Here is a 17,409-nt window from a genome sequence, read left to right on the forward strand (position 1 = left end):
CCGGGGCGTATTCGGGCTGCACCATAAAAGATCCGCCGGCCCGATGAACGGGCCGGCGGAAATTCAGCGGGTCTGGGCGGTGGAGCGGATCTCGCGGAAGAGCGTCGCGGCCTCGGGCTCGGTGCGGTCGGGGAACATCGCCATGGCGAGGCTGCCGTGGTCGGCCCAGCCGCAGACCGTCAGAGCGCCGTCCTCGGTCTTGGTGTTGCCGCACTTCATCGTGCCGCCGAGAGGACCGGCGTCCACGTCGTGCAGGCCGGTGACGGCGCCCTCGTTGTCGGAGATCAGGCCGAAGGCGGTGTCGAGGTCGTCGGAGGGCGTCCAGAAGAGGTTCGTGCCGCCGAGAAACAGGACGTTCTTGCCCGCGGTGTCCCGGTAGACGGCGCCGACCGCCTTGTCGAGCTCGACCTCGGCGGCGAGCGCGGTCCGCAGGTACTCGGCCGTCTCCTGTCCCGAGGCGCTGTCGTCCAGGGTGAGGCCGCCGATCTGGGCGGGCGCCGAGAGGGTCGCGTCCTTCTGGGTGTAGATCTGCCACCCCGTACGGCCGAAAGCGACCGCCCCCGCGAGGCCCACCGCCAGCACGACCCCCAGGGCTATGCGCCGGGCCGGCACGCGACGGCGCGACTTCTCGTCGGCGGCCTCCTCGCCCGGAGGGAGATCGTCGGCGAAGGCCGGCTCGGGACGGTCGACGGTGCCGATGTCGATCGGGCGGGACTCGGCGGTGCCGATGTCGCTGGGGCGGGACTCGGCGGGGCCGGATGCGGACATTCGGCGAGCGTAGCAACCCCGGTCGTTCGTGGGTGGTGCGAATTCGGCGATGCCATGCGACATCCGTAGACTTGTCGGGTGACCGATGCGACCGAGACCCGCACCCCCGACAGCCGGCCCACGGGTGGCCTCTCAGCCCAGTACCAGCCGGGTGAGGTAGAGCAGCGGCGGTACGAGAAGTGGGTATCGGAGGGCTACTTCACCGCGGACCCCAAGAGCGACAAGCCGCCGTTCTCCATCGTCATCCCGCCGCCCAACGTCACCGGCTCGCTGCACGTCGGGCACGCGCTCGACCACACCATCCAGGACACGCTCGCGCGCCTCAAGCGCATGCGCGGATACGAGGTGCTCTGGCTGCCCGGCATGGACCACGCCGGCATCGCCACGCAGAACGTCGTGGAGCGCCAGCTCGCCTCGCAGCAGCTGTCCCGGCACGACCTCGGCCGCGAGAAGTTCGTGGAAAAGGTGTGGGAGTGGAAGGCGCAGTCCGGCGGCGCCATCCTCGGCCAGATGCGCCGGCTCGGCGACTCCGTCGACTGGACCCGCGAGCGGTTCACCATGGACGAGGGCCTCTCGCGGGCCGTCCAGACGATCTTCAAGCGGCTGTACGAGGACGGGCTCATCTACCGGGCCAACCGGATCATCAACTGGTGCCCGCGCTGCCTCACCGCGCTCAGCGACATCGAGGTGGAGCACACCGACGACGAGGGCGAGCTCGTCTCCATCCGGTACGGCGACGGTGACCACTCGATCGTGGTCGCCACCACCCGCGCCGAGACGATGCTGGGCGACACCGCCGTGGCGGTACACCCCGACGACGAGCGCTACAAGCACATGGTCGGCACCGAGGTGAAGCTGCCGCTCACCGGCCGGCGCATCCCGATCGTCGCCGACGAGCACGTCGACCCCTCGTTCGGCACCGGCGCCGTCAAGGTGACGCCGGCCCACGACCCGAACGACTTCGAGATCGGCCAGCGGCACAACCTGCCCAGCCTCACGATCATGGACGAGCGCGCGGTCGTCACCGTGCCGGGGCCGTTCGAGGGCCTCGACCGGTACGAAGCACGCCCCGCCATCGTCGACGCGCTGCGCGAGGAGGGCCGCATCGTCGCCGAGAAGCGTCCCTACCTGCACTCGGTGGGACACTGCTCGCGCTGCAAGACCACCGTCGAGCCGAGGCTGTCGCTCCAGTGGTTCGTCAACACCGGCCCGCTGGCCAAGGCGGCCGGCGACGCCGTGCGCGACGGCCGGGTCACCATCGAGCCCGCCGAGCTGGCCAAGCGCTACTTCGCCTGGGTCGACAACATGCACGACTGGTGCATCTCGCGTCAGCTGTGGTGGGGACACCGCATCCCGGTCTGGTACGGGCCGGCCGGCGAGGTCGTCTGCGTCGGGCCCGACGACGAGGCGCCGACCGGCGAGGGCTGGAAGCAGGACGAGGACGTGCTCGACACGTGGTTCTCCTCGGCGCTGTGGCCGTTCTCGACCATGGGGTGGCCGGAGCAGACGGCCGAGCTCGAGAAGTTCTACCCGACCAGCGTGCTCGTCACCGGCTACGACATCCTGTTCTTCTGGGTCGCCCGGATGATGATGTTCGGCCTCTACGCGATGGACGGCCAACAGCCGTTCGACGTGGTCAACCTGCACGGCATGGTGCGCGACGGCCACGGCAAGAAGATGTCGAAGTCGTTCGGCAACGTGGTCGACCCGCTCGACTGGATCGAGCGGTACGGCGCCGACGCCACCCGCTTCACGCTGGCCCGCGGCGCCAACCCCGGCTCCGACGTGCCGATCAGCGAGGAGTGGTGCCAGGGCTCGCGCAACTTCTGCAACAAGCTGTGGAACGCGACCCGCTTCGCCCTGATGAACGGCGCGACCGTCCAGGGCCCGCTGCCCGAGCCGGCGGAGCTGTCGGCGATCGACAAGTGGATCCTGTCGCGCCTCCAGCACGTGATCGGCGAGGTCGACCAGTACTTCGAGACGTACGAGTACGCGAAGGTCTGCGACACGCTCTACCACTTCGCGTGGGACGACGTCTGCGACTGGTACGTCGAGCTCAGCAAGCCCGTCCTCGGCGCCGCGGGCCCCGAGGCGGACCGGAGCCGGCGCGTCCTCGGGCACGTGCTCGACCAGCTGCTGCGCCTGCTGCACCCGGTCATCCCGTTCGTCACCGAGGAGCTGTGGATCGCGCTGACCGGTGGCGAGACGGTGATGCGGGCGTCGTGGCCGGTCGCCGACCCGGCGCTCGTCGACGACGCCGCCGAGGAGGAGCTGGCCGCCCTGCAAAAGGTGGTCACCGAGGTCCGGCGGTTCCGCTCCGACCAGGGGCTCAAGCCGAGCCAGCGGGTCAGCGCGGCGCTCACCGGCCTGGGCAACGTCGGCATCGACACGCACGAGCCGCTGATCCGCTCGCTGGCCCGGCTCGACCCGCCGGCGGCCGACTTCACCGCGACGGCGACGCTCGCGGTGTCCGGCGCGATCACGGTCGACCTGGACACGCGCGGGGCGATCGACGTGGCGGCGGAGCGAGCCCGGCTCGAGAAGGACCGCGCGGCCGCCGAGAAGGAAGCGGCGCAGTGCCGGGCCAAGCTCGGCAACGAGTCGTTCGTGAGCAAGGCGCCCGAACAGGTCGTCGCCAAGATCAAAGACAGGCTGGCGACCGCTGAGGCGGACCTCACGCGAATTGCCGCCGCTCTGCAAGCGTTGCCTACATCATGAGCACGTACGAAGAGGTGGAGGCCGCGCTCGACCAGCGCGGCTTCACCCGCATGGCGTTCGACATGCAGAAGATCCGGGACCTCATGGACGTGCTGGGCAGCCCTCAGCGCGCCTACCCGGCGATCCACCTGACCGGCACGAACGGCAAGACCAGCACGGCTCGCATGATCGACGCGCTGCTCCGGGCACACGGGCTGCACACGGGCCGCTACACCAGCCCGCACCTCGAGACCGTCCGCGAGCGGATCAGCCTCGACGGCGAGCCGATCTCCGAGGAGCGGCTCGCCACGACGTACGACGAAGTGGCTCCTCTCGCCGACCTGATCGACGCGCGCAACTCGGAACCGCTGACCTACTTCGACATCACGACGGCGATGGCCTACGCGGCGTTCGCCGACGCGCCCGTCGACATCGCGGTGGTCGAGGTCGGCCTGGGCGGCGAGGAGGACGCGACCAACGTGATCGACGCCGGGGTCTGCGTGATGACGCCGATCGGGCTCGACCACACCGAATGGCTCGGCGACACCATCGAGGACATCGCCTGGGCCAAGGCCGGCATCATCCACAAGGGCGCCACGGTGATCAGCGCCGTGCAGACCGAGGAGGCCATGCGGCCGATCCTCGAGCGCTGCGCCGAGATGGGCGCGACGCTGGCCCGCGAGGGCAGCGAGTTCGGCGTGATCGAGCGGACCCAGGCGGTCGGCGGGCAGCTGCTCACCCTGCAGGGGCTCGGCGGCGTGTACGACGAGATCTTCCTGCCGCTGTTCGGCGCGCACCAGGCGCAGAACGCGGCGATGGCGCTCGCCGCGGTCGAGGCGTTCCTCGGCGCCGGCAAGGGCAAGCAGCTCGAGGCCGACCTGATCCGCGAGGGCTTCGCCCAGGTCGACTCGCCGGGCCGGCTCGAGCGGGTGCGCAGCGCGCCGACGATCCTGCTGGACGGGGCGCACAACCCGCACGGCATGGCGGCGACGGTGAGCGCGCTCGAGGAGGAGTTCTCGTTCCGCCACCTGGTCGCGGTGGTGGCGGTCCTCGCCGACAAGGACGTGTCGGGCCTGCTCGACCTGCTCGAGCCGGTGGCGGCGCGCATCGTGGTGACGCAGAACAGCTCGCCGAGGTCGATGCCGGTGACCGAGCTGGCCCAGGTGGCAGCGGGCATCTTCGGCGAGGACAGGGTGACGGTCGCGCAGAGCATGCCGGACGCCATCGAGGAGGCCGTGGTCCTGGCCGAGGAGGACACGTCCGGCGAGCTCAGCGGCGTCGGCGTGATCATCACCGGCTCGGTGGTCACGGTCGCGGACGCGAGGAAGCTGCTGAAGCGATGACGCCACCCGAACAGCCCCGGTCCGGTCTCAAGAACCCCCAGGCGGCGGTACGCGGCATGGGCGCCGGCACGCTCGTCATGGAGGCGATCGTGCTGCTGCTGGCGATCCAGCCGATCCGCATCATGGGCGGCCACCTGAGCGGGCTGGGTATCGCGTCGGTGGTCGGCCTGGCCGTGGCGGCGATCGTGCTGTCGGGCATGATGAAGCGCTCCTGGGCCTGGCCGGCGGGCCTGGTCCTCCAGGTCCTGCTCCTGGCCAGCGGCTTCTTCCACTACTCGCTGGCCGTCCTCGGCCTCATCTTCGGCGCCGCCTGGGTCTACGCGCTCAGCGTCCGCCGCACCATCCTGGGCCGGCCCGGCCTGCTCTGACCGGACCGGCCTCAGCGTTCCTCGGCTCAGTGGCTCAGTGGATGGCCCGCCACTGGGTGATGGCGATGTTGTGGTCGTCGGGGTCGCGGAACGACGCCGACCAGAGCTCCAGCCGGTCGCCCCGGTTGACCGGGCGCGGGGCGTGGACGAACTCGACGCCCTTCGCCCGCAACTCCTCGTAGACCGCCTCGACGTCGCCCACCTCAAGATTCAGGTAGATCAGGCGGCCGGCCTCGGCGGACAGGCCGTGCACCGTGCGCAGCACCAGCCGGGTGTCGCCGGAGGCCAGCACGGCGCTGCCCTCGCCGCTGTCGATCTCGTAGAACCCGAGGGTGTCCCGGTAGAACGCGATGGACCGGGCCAGATCGGTCACCAGCACGGTGATCCCCACACCGTGTATCGCCCCGGCCGGCCCCGGCCGGGCACTCGGATAAGCGGTGATCACCTCGGCCGTGCTCTCGTCGGGCTCACGGCTGCCGGCGAAGTCGGCCCACGGATTCTTGTCGCCCCCCGAAGCCGGCCCAGCGGCCGCAGCAGCGGCGGCAGCAGCCGCCAGAGCCGCGGCGGCCGGAGTGGGAGCGCTCGGCCGCGGAGCCGCGATCTCTTCTTCAGCGGCGGCCGAGGCTTCCCGGACCGGCCAGGCCGCGGCGCCACCGGCAGCCGGGGATTCTCCCGCCGAAGCCGCGGCATGAGCTGAGGGGGGCGCTGCACCCGCGGTGGCGTCGGCGTCCTCTGCGGTGGCGTCAGCGTCCTTTATGGGGGCGTCGGCGTCCTCTGCGGGGATGTGGGCGAAAGCCGGGGTGTCGTCGGCAGGTGTGGCCGTGGGGTGCGAGGCCGGGGTGTCGTCCGCAGGTGCGGCCGTGGGGTGCTGGGCCTGGGTGTCGTCGGCAGGCGTGGGCGTGGGGTGCTGGGCCTGGGTGTCGTCGGCAGGCTTGGCCGTGGGGTGCCCGGTGTCGGCGGCAGAGGGCTGGGGGGCCGAGGCTCGCTCGGTCACCGAGAAGGCGGCGGCAGCGGCGGGAGCCGGTGGCCGGGCGGCGTTGTCGGCGTCGGCTTCCGCTATGGCCGGGCCGTTGCCGGCCGGGGGCTCGTCGGCCGCTGGGACGGCCGTGGCAGCTGCTGCGGCGGGAGCCGGAGGGCGTGCCGCCGGTTGGTCCGGGATCGCCGCCGAGCCCGCGGGTATGTCGTCGGTGGGTGGTTCGTCGCGGTCCTGCTTGCCGGCCTTTTTGACGGCGGCGACGGCGGCAGCGGCCACAGCGCCCACGGCGGTGGCGATCAGGCCATGCTTCGCCTGAGAGTGCTCCTGCCCGCCGGAATGGGCCGCAGAGACCGGCTGGGCCGCGGAAGCGGGCTGGGCGTCGGAAGCGGGCTGGGTCGCGGAAGCGGGCTGGGCCTCGGAAACGGGCTGGGCGGCCTCGGCGTCTTGCGGCCGAGGTGGCGAGGCGGTCTCCGAATCGGCCGTTGAGACGGGCTGGGCCTCCTGCGGCCGGGGCGGTGAGCCGGTCCCGGAGGCGGTTTCCCTCGACTCGTCGGCGGGCGCGGCGCCGGCCTGGTCGGCCAAGGGTGCCTCATCCCGGCCGGAAGAGGACGGTTCGGGCTCCCACGGCACAGCCGCCACGCGCTGCTCGGGCGGGAGGTCGTCGCCGGCCGTCCGCGGCGCGGCCGCGGCGTCCCGCGCGGCCTCATCGGCCGAGCCCAGGTTGGCAGCGGCCGAGTCCCCGTCGGCAGCGGCCGAGGTGGCGGAGGTGGTGGCGGAGGCCGCGGTGGTGGCGTCGTGGGCCGCGTTGGAGACGAAGCGGGTGGACGACGGGGGTGGTGGGGCGATCAGGTCGTCCTCGACGGCGGCCGCGGCGTGGGGGGTGGTCTCGGGGGCCGGGTCGGGGTCGGCGTCGAGGGGCAGGTCGATCTCGTCGTCGGCCGGGGCCGGAGGTGGGGTCGACGGTGCTGGTGCCGTGGGTGGCGGGGTCGACGGGGGTGGCGCCGTCGGGAAGGAGCCGACCGGTGACGGGTGCGGTGCCGTGGAGGTCGGGACCGGCTCGGGGCGGCGGGGCTGCTGGGGCTGGTCGGCCGGCTCGTCGAGGGGGATGTCGGTGGCCAGGAGGTCGTCGGGGTGGGGCTCGCGCTGCGGGGGCGGCGCGGTGACCGTGGTGGGCTCGGCGGTGGCCGTCGCGGAGCCCGCGCCCCGGGGGTGCGGGCTGGGGCGGCGGGTGCCGGGGGTCGAGGCTGCCGTGCCCATGCCGGCGGCCGCGGCGCCCGCGGTGGCGGCGACGGTCGGGCTCTCGGCGCCGGTGGCGGCCTTGGGGGCCCGGCGGGGCAGGGTCTGGGGGGTGTCGTCGTGGTCGACGAACTCGCCCTCGACGACCGGGCCGGCGGGGGTGTCGCGGACCACCACCGTGCCGTCGTCCAGGCCGGGCTGGGGCGGCGACGCCGACGGGGGCGGCGGGGGTGGCGGCTCCTCGGGGCCGCGGCCCCACTGGCGGTCGCGGGTCACCCACGGCGGGGGCTCCACGTCGTCGAGCAGGTCGGAGTCGAGGTCCGACTCGTTGTCGAACTCGTCGTACTCGGGTGGGGGCGGCGGCGGATCCTCGCCGTGCTCGCGGGGGATCGCCTCGTCCCAGTTGATGCGGACGCGGCGCATGTCGTCGACGTCGACCGTGATCGGCAGCGTGTCGCCGGGCGCGGGCCACTTGACGACCGGGACCTTCGACTCGTTGATCTCCACCTCGGAGGTGGGGAGGCCGGGCGCCACCACGACCGCGAGGATGCGGGCGCGCCCGTAGACCGCTGCGGAGGTGGGCGGCGGGGAGATCGAGCGGACCTCGGCCGTGCCGCTCACCCAGGCGCGGGCGCCACGCCGCACCACGTTGACGGAGCCGAGCGCGACCGAGAGCGCGAGCAGGACCACGCCGAAGATGACCACGCCCAGGCTCGACATGCCGAAACCCAGCGCGACCACGAAGACCGCGATCGTTCCCGATACCGCCGCCACCAGCTTCCGTGCCGGTGCGATCGGACGGCCGGTCTGGTTTGCCAATGTGGACCTCCCGCTCGTTACGGTCAGGTTATTGCCCGCCGCCACCGGAGGGAAAGTGCGGCAGGTCCGGCGTTGGCGCTTGCCGGATTCCCGGTACCGATAGGCTGAACCTCCCCGCGTGTCGCGCAGTTGGTGAAGTCGCGCAGTCAGAACGGAGAAACACCGTGTCCAGCAACACCGAGCGTTCGCTCGTGCTCATCAAGCCCGACGCCGTCCGTCGCGGACTGCTCGGCGAGGTGCTCTCCCGCTTCGAGCGTAAGGGCCTGGTCGTCGAGGCGCTGGAGTTGCGCACGATGGATGCGGCGCTCGCCGACCAGCACTACGCCGACCACGTGGACAAGCCGTTCTACCCGCCGCTCAAGGAGTTCATGACCTCGGGCCCGCTGGTTGCGCTGATCCTGAGCGGCGACGAGGCGATCGAGGTGGTCCGGGCCATGATCGGCTCGACCGACGGCCGCAAGGCGGCCGCCGGCACGATCCGGGGCGATTTCGCGCTCTCCAACCGGGAAAATCTGGTGCACGCGTCCGACTCGCCCGAGAGCGCCAAGCGCGAGATCGACCTCTGGTTCCCCCAGCGTTAGGGTTTCCCCAGCGTCAGAGCGTGTCGAGCGACGCCTTCCGGCGCGACTCGACCTCGAAGACCTTGAGCAGGACCACGGCCGCGGCCGCGTAGAGGGCGCCGACCAGCAGTTCCCGGCCCAGCGCGGGCGCGGCCGCGGCGAATCCCGCCCCGGCGGCGATCTGCCGGGCGGCCTCGGCGGCGTGCGTGATCGGCAGCCACTGGCCCACGGTCACCATCCAGCCGGGCAGGCCCGAGGCGGGCACGTTCACCCCGGTGAGCAGCAGCAACAGGGCCACCGAGACGTTCGAGACCACCCAGACGTCGCGAAACCGCAGGCCCAGGGCGCCGAGCGTGAGCCCGAAGAAGCCGCAGGCGAGCGAGCCGGCCGCCATCGCGACCAGCAGTCCGGGCAGCGCCGGGACGGGGATGCGCAGCCCGAGCAGCAGCGCACCCGCCGACAGGGTCACCACGGCGATGAGCAGACCGTTTCCCGCGTACGGGAGCACGCGCCCCCAGAAGATCGCCGTGCGGCTGCGCGGCGAGAGCAGCACGTGCCCGAGGGTGCCGAAGCGCCGCTCGTTCGCGACCGCCATGGTGCCGCCGAAGACGCAGGCCAGCGACGCGGTCAGCACCGCGTTGCCGACGATGTAGAACCGGTCGTCCGCCACCTGCAACTGCCGGCCCAGATAGGCGAAGAAGAGCAGCTGGAACAGCGGCCCCACCAGCAGTGTGCCGACGAACATGCCCGGCGTCGTCCAGTTGAACAGGGCCCGGTAGGCGATCGTCCCGCCCACCGTCATCAATCGCAGAGTCTTCATCACGCCAGCGCCAGGGTTGCGGCCGCGCGGGCGCGGCGTTCGACATGGGTCAAGGTGAGGGCCCCGATCACCAGGCAGACGAGGCTGATGCCGAGGCAGAGCAGGATCGACGGCCACACCGGCCCGCCGCTGGTCGCCTCGCGCAGCGCCCGGGCGCCCCACGTGGTCGGCAGGATCGCCGCGATCGGCGTGGTCCACGCGGGCAGCACGGTGATCGGCACGAGCATGCCGGAGATCAGCCAGACCGGGTATTCGAGCGTGTTCGCGAGCGCGTTGGCGTTGCGCATGAGCACGAAGGTCGAGGCCAGCAGCAGGCCGAACATGCCGAGCCCGATCACGCACACCACGGCGGCCACGACGAAGGCGACCGGGTGCGCGAAGTCGAGGCGGATCCCGTACAGCACCCTGCCCCAGACCAGGGTGGCGAGCAGCGCATAGGTGCCGGTGACGCCGGTGGCGATGGTGATCGGCAGGATCACCAGGGCCGGGCGGCGTGGCGCCAGCATGATCATCTCCAGGGTGCCCTGCCAGCGCTGGTTCTGGATCGCGCCGCCGGAGCCGAAGAGCACCGACGACCAGACGCCCATCACGCCGGCGCCGACCGCGGCCTCGAGCAGGCGGTGCTGCTCGCCGCCGGAGCGGAACAGGTAGACCGCCAGGGTGGCCTGCACGACCGGCACGACCAGGGCGATCGCCACCTCGAACGGGGACCGGCTGATCTGCTTGGCGTGCAGCAGCGTGCCGACGGTCAGCAGCCGCAGCGTCCTCATGCCGTGCTCACGATCGCGACGTAGGCGTCCTCGAGGGTGGGCTCGCGGCTGTTCACCCGGCCGAGGCGGATGCCGGCCAGCTCGCGCAGCACGTCGCCCTGCACGTCGACGTGCGCGTCCGAGTGCACGGTCAGCAGCTGGAGGGCGCCTTTCACTTCCACTGCCGTTTCCCGTACGCCGGGAAGGCCGCGCAACGCGTCGACGGCGGTCTCCGGAACGCCGTACGCCTCCACCTCGACGACCCGCAGCCCGTCGGCGCGGCGGCGCAGCTCGGCCGGGGTGCCGAGCGCCTGGATCTCGCCGTCCGCGATGACCGCGATGCGGTCGCAGAGCTCGTCCGCCTCGGCCATGTAGTGCGTGGTCAGCAGCACTGTCGTGCCCGTCGCCGCGAGATCGCCGACCGTGCGGCGCAGCTCGCGGGCGGCGACCGGGTCGACGCCGATCGACGGCTCGTCGAGGAAGAGCACGTCGGGGGAGTGCAGCAGGCCCCGGGCGATGTGCAGCCGCTGGCGCATGCCGCGCGAGTAGCCCTCGACCCGCTCGCGCTCGCGCCCGGCGAGGCCCACCAGCTCGAGCAGCTCGGCGATGCGGCGCTTCTGCTCGCGCGGCGCGACGCCGTACAGCTCGGCGAAGTACCGCAGGTTGTCCAGGGCGGAGAGGCGGTCGTACAGCCCGCGGTCGCCGCCGAAGACGTAGCCGATGCGCCGGCGTACCTCCTTGGTCTGCTCGACCACGTCGTGGCCGCACACCCGCGCCGTGCCCGAGGTGGGGATGAGCAGGGTGTTGAGCATCTTGATGGTGGTGGTCTTGCCGGCGCCGTTCGGCCCGAGCAGGCCGAACAGCTCGCCGCGGCCGACCGTGAAGGTCACACCGCGGACCGCCTCGACCTCCGTGCGCTTGGGCCGCAGCCAGCCCGTGCGCGCCCGGTAGGTCCGGCGTAAGTCGTCCGCCTCGATGGCGTAGTCGCTCCCCATGCGCGAGACGGTAGGGAAGCGGCGGCGGTCTAGGAAACGAATTCGGTCCGGGCCGAATCCCCGAGGAGGTTGACGAGCGCCACCCCGGCGGGCTCGAGGCCGTAGAGGACGCGGCGGCCGGCCCGGCGGCGGTGCACCACCCCGGCGGCCTGGAGGCCCGAGAGGTGCTCGGACACCGTGCTCGGCGCGAGGCCCAGCGCGGTGGCGAGGCCCGTGGTGGTGGCCGGCACGGTCAGCGCGCGCAGGATCGAGGCCCGGCCGCGGCCGAGCAGCACGGCGAGGCGGTCGGCCGGCTGACCGGCGGGCCGCGGCGGGCCGTCCGCGAGCACGGCGGCGCCGCGCGACTGGTAGGTCACCATCACGATCTCGGGATGGTCGCCGGAGCACATCAGCGCGCCCCGCGAGAAGATCAGCGGAACCAGCAGCAGGCGCTGGTCGACCGCCTCCATCTCCTGGTCGAGCGGCTTGATCAGGGTGAGCACCGGCCGCTCCCAGCGGATCCGCTCGTGCAGCTGGGCGAGCAGCGCGTCGGGGCCGTCGGCGGCCAGCGCCCGGGCGCGCAGCAGCACCTCCTCGTCGAGCGCGGCCCGCATCGCCGGCCAGTACGGCGCGATCGCGGCGTCCCAGTACGCCTGCATGCCGTCGGCGAGCCGGGCCAGCGCCGCCCGCCGGTCGTCCCGGAACGGCCGCATGATCTCGGGCAGGTCGCCGTCCGGGTAGTGCTTGGCGAGCTGGAAGTCGATCACGTCGTCCGGGGTGTCGCGCAGCTCGTCGAGCTGCTCCTCGATGGTCGGCAGCGGCGACGTGGGCAGCGGCGAGAGGAAGTCCGGCGACACCGACGGCAGCCGCATGTGCAGCGTCGCGGGGGCGGTGGCCGGGTCGGTCCGCAGGATCTCCCGCGCTCGGCGGGCCCAGCCGTCGTACGGCCAGGGCACCACCTCGGGGTTGCGCTGGAGCAGGTAGAGGCTCACGGTCGCCTCGGTCAGCGGGCTGATCGCGATCCGGGTGCGGGCCAGGGTCGGTTCATCGATCTCGATGCGGATCACACACAGGATTTTAGGGAACGGCCACCCGCGCGCCATGTCCGATCGACAGGCATCGTGGTCACATCGTGGTCATGACGTATGTGTCCCGACGGAACCTGTTGCGCGCCGGCGTCGCCGGTGGTGTGGCGGGCGTGCTCCTCGAAGCGCCCGCGTTCTCCTCGGCCGGCACCCGCCCGGTCCTCACCCACGGCATCCAGAGCGGCGACGCCACCTCCGGCTCGGCGATCGTCTGGAGCCGCGCCGACCGGCCCGGGCGGCTGTGGGTGCAGGTCAGCCGCCGGCCCGACTTCCGCGGCTCCCGGGTGGTCCGCGGCCCGGTCGTCACGCCCGAGACCGGCTTCACCGGTAAGCTGCGGCTCGGCAACCTGCCCGCCGGCGGCCGGCTGCACTATCGGGTGCGCGCCGAGAGCCTGGAGCGTCCGGGCCTGTTCAGCGCCCCGCTGACCGGCACCTTCAGCACGGCGCCGGTGCGCCGCGAGGACATCCGGTTCGTCTGGACCGGCGACGTCGTCGGCCAGGGCTGGGGCATCGACCCCGCGTACGGCGGCCTGAAGATCTTCGAGTCGATGCGCCGCCGCCGGCCGGACTTCCTGCTGCACAGCGGCGACACCGTGTACGCGGACGGTCCGCTCCCGGAGACCGTGACGCTGCCGGACGGGCGCGTGTGGCGCAACGTGGTCACCGAGGAGAAGCTCAAGGTCGCCGAGACGCTGGACGAGTACCGCGGGCAGTACGCGTACAACCTGCTCGACAAGGCGTACAAGACCTTCGCCGCCGAGGTGCCCCAGATCAACCAGTGGGACGACCACGAGGTCACCAACAACTGGTATCCGGGGGAGATCCTCGACGACGCCCGCTACACCGAGAAGCGGGTGGACGTGCTCGCCGCGCGGGCGCGGCAGGCGTACCACGAGTGGATCCCGACGCCCTTCGCCGAGGGCCCGGTGTACCGCAAGATCTCGTACGGGCCGCTGCTCGACATCTTCGTGCTCGACATGCGCACCCTCAAGGACGTCAACGACGGCAACACGTACGCGGACCCGAAGCGCGGCCTGCTCGGCGCGAAGCAGCGGGACTGGCTGATCCGCGGGCTGCGCGAGTCGCGCGCGACCTGGAAGGTGATCGCCAACGACCTGCCGCTCGGCCTCGTGGTGCCGGACGGCGCGGCCGCGCAGGAGGGTGTCGCGCAGGGCGACCCGGGCGCGCCCCGGGGCCGCGAGCTCGAGTTCGCCCAGGTGCTGCGGGACGCGCACCGGCACGGCGTGACCGGCATCGTCTTCCTCACCGCTGACGTGCACTACACCGCCGCGCACCACTACGACCCGGCGCGCGCGGCGGTCCAGGACTTCACGCCGTTCTGGGAGTTCGTCTCCGGCCCGGCGCACGCGGGCGCCTTCGGCCCGAACGCGCTGGACGGCACGTTCGGCCCGCGGGCGGTCTTCGTCAACGCCCCGCCCGCGGCGAACACGTCGCCGGCCTCCGGTTTCCAGCACTTCGGCGAGGTGGAGATCGACGGCCGGACCGGCGCGTTCACGGTGAACCTGCGTGACCGTGACGGGAAGGTTCTCTGGTCCACCACCCTGGAGGCAATGCGTTCGTAGGAATGGGGTGAGGGCCGGTATCGTTGTCTCGCACACGGGCAACGATCCGGCCATCACCGGGGAGCCTCCGGAAGAACGGGCCTGCGGGCCTCACTAGAACCGGGCACCAGAAATGAGCGGGCGGGTTCGCTGAACCCGTCAAGCGAGGTGGTACCGCGGGCGGTCACGCTCGTCCTCGCAGTCTGATGACGACTGTTGGAGGAGAGCGCACCAGCGATGGCCTATCCCAAGCACACCGACGGCACGGGCGTCCCGGCGAGCCCCGATCTGCCCGCTGTCGAGCGCGCGGTCCTGGAGCACTGGGAGGCGGACAAGACCTTCGAGGCCTCCGTCGACCAGCGGCCGGCCGGGGAGAACGGCGCCAACGAGTACGTGTTCTACGACGGGCCGCCGTTCGCCAACGGGCTCCCGCACTACGGGCACCTGTTCACCGGCTACGTGAAGGACCTGGTGCCGCGCTACCAGACCATGCGCGGCAAGCACGTCGAGCGGCGGTTCGGCTGGGACACCCACGGCCTGCCCGCCGAGGTCGAGGCCGAGAAGCAGCTCGGCATCACCACCAAGGCGCAGATCGTCGAGCTCGGCATCGACAAGTTCAACGAGGCCTGCCGCACCTCCGTGCTCGCGTACACCAAGGACTGGGAGCGCTACGTCACCCGGCAGGCCCGCTGGGTCGACTTCTCCCACGACTACAAGACCCTCGACCCCAGCTACATGGAGTCGGTCATGTGGGCGTTCAAGACCCTGCACGACAAGGGCCTGGTGTACGAGGGCTTCCGCGTGCTCGCCTACTGCTTCCGCTGCGAGACGCCGCTGTCGAACACCGAGACGCGGATGGACGACGTCTACCGCGACCGCACCGACCCGGCGCTGACCGTCACCTTCCGGCTCGAGACCGGCGAGAAGATCGCGGTGTGGACCACCACGCCGTGGACGCTGCCCTCCAACCTCGCCCTCGCGGTCGGCCCGTCGATCGAGTACGCGGTGCTGGAGAAGGACGGCGAGAAGCTGATCCTCGGCGCCTCGCGCGTGGCCGCGTACGCCAAGGAGCTCGAAGGCTGGGAGCAGGTCGGCACGGTGCTCGGCAGCGAGCTGGCCGGGCGCCGGTATGAGCCGCTGTTCGACTTCCTGGTCGAGGCGGGCGGGCCGAACGCGTTCCAGGTGCTCGCCGCCGACTACGTGACCGACGAGGACGGCACCGGCGTGGTCCACCAGGCGCCCGCCTTCGGTGAGGACGACCAGAACGTCTGCAACGCGGCCGGCATCCCGACCGTGGTGACCGTCGACGACCACACCCGCTTCACCTCGCTGGTGCCCACCTGGCAGGGCGTGCAGGTCTTCGACGCCAACAAGCCGGTGATCGCCGAGCTCAAGGAGCGCGGCGTCGTCGTGCGGCACGAGGGCTACACGCACTCGTACCCGCACTGCTGGCGCTGCGACACCCCGCTGGTCTACAAGGCGGTCTCGTCGTGGTTCGTCGCGGTGACGCAGTTCCGCGACCGCATGGTCGAGCTCAACCAGGAGATCACCTGGACGCCGGCGCACATCAAGGACGGCTCGTTCGGCAAGTGGCTGGCGAACGCCCGCGACTGGTCGATCTCGCGCAACCGGTTCTGGGGATCGCCGATCCCGGTGTGGAAGTCCGACGACCCGCAATATCCGCGCGTGGACGTCTACGGCTCGTACGAGGAGCTCGAACGGGACTTCGGCGTGTCCGTGAAGGATCTCCACCGGCCGTACGTCGACGATCTCGTGCGCCCGAATCCCGACGATCCGACCGGTAAGTCGATGATGCGCCGGGTGCCCGAGGTGCTCGACTGCTGGTTCGAGTCGGGCTCGATGCCGTTCGCCCAGGTGCACTACCCGTTCGAGAACAAGGACTGGTTCGAGCACCACTACCCGGGCGACTTCATCGTCGAGTACATCGGGCAGACCCGCGGCTGGTTCTACACCATGCACGTGCTGGCCACCGCGCTGTTCGACCGGCCGGCGTTCCGTAACTGCCTGAGCCACGGCATCCTGCTCGGCGAGGACGGGCGCAAGATGTCCAAGTCACTGCGCAACTACCCGGACGTCTACAAGGTCTTCGACACGTACGGGTCGGACGCCATGCGCTGGATGCTCATGTCGTCTCCCGTGCTGCGCGGCGGCGACATGGCCGTCACCGAGGTGGCGATCCGGGACTCCGTCCGCCAGGTGCTGCTGCCGCTCTGGAACGTCTGGTACTTCTTCAGCCTGTACGCCAACGCGTCCGGCCACGAGGCCACGTTCCGCACGGACTCGCGGCACCTGCTCGACCGGTACATCCTCGCCAAGACCGGCGAGCTGGTCACCGACGTGCAGCGGCAGATGGACGACTACGACATCTCCGGCGCGGCCGGCTCCGTCCGCTCGTACCTCGACGCGCTGACCAACTGGTACGTGCGCCGCTCGCGGGACCGCTTCTGGGAGGGCGACCGGGACGCGTTCGACACCCTGGCCACCGTGCTCGAGACGGTGTGCCGCGTGGTGGCGCCGCTCGCGCCGCTGACCACCGAGGAGATCTGGCGCGGCCTCACCGGCGGCCGGTCGGTGCACCTGACCGACTGGCCCTCGGCGGCGGCGCTGCCGGCCGACCACGAGCTGGTCGCCTCGATGGACGCGATCCGCGACGTCGCCTCGGCGGCGCTGTCGCTGCGCAAGACCCGCTCGCTGCGGGTCCGGCTGCCGCTGGCCACGCTCACGGTCGCCACCGCGGACGCGGCGGCGCTGGCGGGCTTCGCCGACCTGCTCGCCGACGAGGTCAACGTCAAGGACGTCGTCTTCACCGGCGACGTGGCCGCGTACAGCCAACAGGTCCTGACCGTCGTGCCGCGCGCCCTGGGCCCGCGCGTCGGCAAGCAGGTGCAGCAGGTGATCAAGGCGGTGAAGGCCGGCGAGTGGGAGCTGGTCGACGGCGCGCCGGTCGCCGCCGGGGTGACCCTCCAGGAGGGCGAGTACGAGCTGAAGCAGGTCGCCTCCGACGTCGAGAACTCGGCGCCGCTGCCGGCCGGGGCGGGCGTGGTCGTGCTCGACACCGCGGTGACCCCCGAGCTGGCCGCCGAGGGCCTGGCGCGCGACGTGATCCGGGTCGTGCAGCAGGCCCGCCGCGAGGCGGACCTCGACGTCTCGGACCGCATCGCGCTGGTGGTCTCCGCCTCCGAGCAGGTGCGGGCCGCCGTCGAGGCGCACCGGGACTTCGTCGCGGGCGAGACGCTGGCCACCACGCTGAGCCTCGGCGAGGTGACCGAGGGTGGCTTCGCGGGTGAGGCCGGCGACGGTGAGCAGGTCATCGTCGCGGTGTCTGTTGCTTCTTAGGGTGTGAAACAAGCAACCGGGCCCGGGCATTTGCCGCTTCTACGGTGAATGTCCGGGCTCGCCCGCGAGATCGACAAGGACTTCCCGGGTGACGT

Annotated in this window: 12 protein-coding genes; 6 read left to right on the forward strand and 6 right to left on the reverse strand. The window is 71.8% G+C overall.

The window, feature by feature from the left end:
* Window positions 1–63 precede the first annotated feature (63 nt).
* Window positions 64–768, reverse strand: a complete 705-nt coding sequence (locus tag Ade02nite_RS20475; RefSeq protein ID WP_203765831.1) for a hypothetical protein — start codon at window positions 766–768, stop codon at window positions 64–66.
* A gap of 78 nt (window positions 769–846) precedes the next feature.
* On the opposite strand from Ade02nite_RS20475, the gene Ade02nite_RS20480 reads away from it, so the two are divergent.
* From Ade02nite_RS20480 to Ade02nite_RS20490, 3 genes are read left to right on the forward strand one after another with little or no spacing between them, the layout of a single operon-like run.
* Window positions 847–3,486, forward strand: a complete 2,640-nt coding sequence (locus Ade02nite_RS20480; protein WP_203765839.1) for a valine--tRNA ligase — start codon at window positions 847–849, stop codon at window positions 3,484–3,486.
* The gene (locus Ade02nite_RS20485; protein ID WP_203765841.1) at window positions 3,483–4,808 is read left to right on the forward strand and encodes a bifunctional folylpolyglutamate synthase/dihydrofolate synthase; all 1,326 of its coding nucleotides are present in this window, start codon (window positions 3,483–3,485) and stop codon (window positions 4,806–4,808) included. The genes Ade02nite_RS20480 and Ade02nite_RS20485 overlap by 4 nt, the downstream gene beginning before the upstream one ends.
* Window positions 4,805–5,176, forward strand: coding sequence for a DUF4233 domain-containing protein (locus Ade02nite_RS20490; protein WP_203765843.1), 372 nt, complete (start codon window positions 4,805–4,807; stop codon window positions 5,174–5,176). Before Ade02nite_RS20485 ends, Ade02nite_RS20490 begins: the two co-directional genes overlap by 4 nt.
* A 34-nt stretch (window positions 5,177–5,210) precedes the next feature.
* On the opposite strand, the gene Ade02nite_RS49410 is transcribed toward Ade02nite_RS20490, so the two are convergent.
* Entirely contained in the window at window positions 5,211–8,162 is a 2,952-nt protein-coding gene (locus Ade02nite_RS49410) for a VOC family protein (protein WP_239168910.1), read from the reverse strand.
* Window positions 8,163–8,371: 209 nt separating this feature from the next.
* Here Ade02nite_RS49410 and ndk point away from each other — a divergent pair, with 209 nt between their 5' ends.
* Window positions 8,372–8,788: a nucleoside-diphosphate kinase gene (gene ndk, locus Ade02nite_RS20500; protein WP_239168911.1), complete on the forward strand. Its 417-nt coding sequence runs from the start codon at window positions 8,372–8,374 to the stop codon at window positions 8,786–8,788.
* A 13-nt stretch (window positions 8,789–8,801) separates the two neighbouring features.
* On the opposite strand, the gene Ade02nite_RS20505 is transcribed toward ndk, so the two are convergent.
* The 4 genes from Ade02nite_RS20505 to Ade02nite_RS20520 are packed head-to-tail and all read right to left on the reverse strand — an operon-like array spanning window position 8,802 to window position 12,377.
* Window positions 8,802–9,587 carry an ABC transporter permease gene (locus tag Ade02nite_RS20505; protein ID WP_203765847.1) on the reverse strand — a complete coding sequence of 262 codons (786 nt, stop codon included), beginning with the start codon at window positions 9,585–9,587 and terminating at the stop codon, window positions 8,802–8,804.
* A complete protein-coding gene (locus Ade02nite_RS20510) occupies window positions 9,587–10,357 on the reverse strand; it encodes an ABC transporter permease (protein WP_239168912.1) in 771 nt (256 codons plus the stop codon). Before Ade02nite_RS20510 ends, Ade02nite_RS20505 begins: the two co-directional genes overlap by 1 nt.
* Window positions 10,354–11,331, reverse strand: a complete 978-nt coding sequence (locus Ade02nite_RS20515; RefSeq protein ID WP_239168913.1) for an ABC transporter ATP-binding protein — start codon at window positions 11,329–11,331, stop codon at window positions 10,354–10,356. The genes Ade02nite_RS20510 and Ade02nite_RS20515 overlap by 4 nt, the downstream gene beginning before the upstream one ends.
* A gap of 29 nt (window positions 11,332–11,360) precedes the next feature.
* Window positions 11,361–12,377 carry an ArsR/SmtB family transcription factor gene (locus tag Ade02nite_RS20520; RefSeq protein ID WP_203765849.1) on the reverse strand — a complete coding sequence of 339 codons (1,017 nt, stop codon included), beginning with the start codon at window positions 12,375–12,377 and terminating at the stop codon, window positions 11,361–11,363.
* 71 nt (window positions 12,378–12,448) lie between these two features.
* Between Ade02nite_RS20520 and Ade02nite_RS20525 the strand changes: the two genes are divergently transcribed.
* Window positions 12,449–13,978, forward strand: coding sequence for an alkaline phosphatase D family protein (locus tag Ade02nite_RS20525; protein WP_203765851.1), 1,530 nt, complete (start codon window positions 12,449–12,451; stop codon window positions 13,976–13,978).
* Between the two features lie 216 nt (window positions 13,979–14,194).
* Window positions 14,195–17,314 (forward strand): isoleucine--tRNA ligase, encoded by a 3,120-nt coding sequence (gene ileS, locus Ade02nite_RS20530; RefSeq protein WP_203765859.1) that lies wholly within the window; start codon window positions 14,195–14,197, stop codon window positions 17,312–17,314.
* Window positions 17,315–17,409: the final 95 nt, after the last annotated feature.

The sequence above is a fragment of the Paractinoplanes deccanensis genome (assembly GCF_016862115.1).
Lineage (GTDB): Bacteria > Actinomycetota > Actinomycetes > Mycobacteriales > Micromonosporaceae > Actinoplanes > Actinoplanes deccanensis.

What these genes read in the sequence shown, in the direction of transcription:
- Ade02nite_RS20510 (WP_239168912.1), bottom strand. Translation starts at nt 10,357, where the DNA reads ATGAGGACGCTGCGGCTGCTGACCGTCGGCACGCTGCTGCACGCCAAG.
- Ade02nite_RS20525 (WP_203765851.1), top strand. Translation starts at nt 12,449, where the DNA reads ATGACGTATGTGTCCCGACGGAACCTGTTGCGCGCCGGCGTCGCCGGT.
- Ade02nite_RS20505 (WP_203765847.1), bottom strand. Translation starts at nt 9,587, where the DNA reads ATGAAGACTCTGCGATTGATGACGGTGGGCGGGACGATCGCCTACCGG.
- Ade02nite_RS20485 (WP_203765841.1), top strand. Translation starts at nt 3,483, where the DNA reads ATGAGCACGTACGAAGAGGTGGAGGCCGCGCTCGACCAGCGCGGCTTC.
- ileS (WP_203765859.1), top strand. Translation starts at nt 14,195, where the DNA reads ATGGCCTATCCCAAGCACACCGACGGCACGGGCGTCCCGGCGAGCCCC.
- Ade02nite_RS20475 (WP_203765831.1), bottom strand. Translation starts at nt 768, where the DNA reads ATGTCCGCATCCGGCCCCGCCGAGTCCCGCCCCAGCGACATCGGCACC.
- Ade02nite_RS20515 (WP_239168913.1), bottom strand. Translation starts at nt 11,331, where the DNA reads ATGGGGAGCGACTACGCCATCGAGGCGGACGACTTACGCCGGACCTAC.
- Ade02nite_RS20490 (WP_203765843.1), top strand. Translation starts at nt 4,805, where the DNA reads ATGACGCCACCCGAACAGCCCCGGTCCGGTCTCAAGAACCCCCAGGCG.